The following is a 1301-nucleotide window of genomic DNA, read 5'->3' as shown; positions in this document are numbered from 1 at the left end:
GGTTGACCTGCTAATTCAAAAGAAATAAAAGGCGCTGGATCGCCAGGAGCATTTGTAAACGGACTCACCGTAAATGCCGTTATATCTCCATTTGGTACTGCTGTTGTAGGATTTCCTGCCGCAATTACATCTGGACAAGCATCATCGCTACATTCAAATGGCGCTACTAAAACATTAGTATCAGTGTACTCACAAGACGATGTGCTTGAATATCCCGCAGTTAAGCTTATTTCAGCTCCATTAGATGGTAAAACAACACCAGTAAAAGTATAAGGTGACGTTAGGCCCGAAACGGATACTGTATAGGACCCAATAGCATCTCCTGTTAATTCCAAGTCACCAGATGATGGTGGTGGCATACTGAAAGTAACGGTAATATCTGCTGTAAAGGTATCGTCAGTGATATTACCAGGAGTTCCATTATCATTACATACAGAAACATTAGAGGAAGAAATATCACTAATTTCTGGAGCTACAAGAACTACAGGGTTCAAAGTTTCTTCAACACAAGTTGGTGTCGCTACATATCTCGCCGCAAGTGTATATGAGCCCGGAGCTAAACCTGCAAATATTGGACTCGCCTGGAACGCACCACCGTTGATGCTGTACTCAATTGCCCCACCTCCATTGTCTGTGGCGACAATTGAGATTGAACCTTGGTTAGTTTCACAATCTGGCTGTACTACAATAGTTGAAGCCTCAATTGTAGGCGGAGGTGTTAAGAACGCAGGATCATAAACAACGAAAGCTTTTCCATCACCACCATTTCCACCTGCAACAGGTGCTCCTGATTGTGTCATTCTAAAACCTCTAATCTCATCACCCGCTGGAACGAACGCTGTTAATGGATAAATTTTTACAAAGACATTCAAGCCTCCTATAAAATTAACGCCAGTATCAAAATAAGTTCCTGGAAGAGCTACAACTGGAGTACCAGTTGGCACCAAAGAATTATCTAAAGCCTCAATGGTAAATTCATTGTTACCTAAGGTCTCAGTAAATACCAAATAACGATTAGCACCAGACGTTATTGGTGTATTATATTGTATGTCGACAAAATCTGTTGGAAAGATGGTGTTATCTGCCAAGAGTACGTGACGTAAGTCGTTAGAAGTATATGCCGCTAAGAGCGCTGCATCGAAAACCTCGGGCCCCTCTGTTATATTGGCTTGTTCTACCTGTTGGTCCCAAACTAATTGGCTTGCTGCCCCTGGGCTAGCAAATTGATAATTTACCGCATTAGGAACGTATATTTCGCTAAATGGATTTGGTTGACCTGCTAATTCAAAAGAAATAAAAGG

1 protein-coding gene is annotated in these 1301 nt (G+C 41.8%); it reads right to left on the bottom strand.

Features of this window, described 5'->3' with window-relative positions; genetic code table 11:
• The coding region (locus tag J4050_RS15130; protein WP_208155456.1) for a hypothetical protein at nt 1-1301 on the bottom strand (1301 nt) is incomplete at both ends.

The sequence above is a fragment of the Winogradskyella pelagia genome, assembly GCF_017581965.1.
Classification (GTDB): domain Bacteria; phylum Bacteroidota; class Bacteroidia; order Flavobacteriales; family Flavobacteriaceae; genus Winogradskyella; species Winogradskyella pelagia.
Note: the sequence above shows the minus strand (reverse complement) of the source record. Positions and strands in the feature narration are given on the sequence as shown.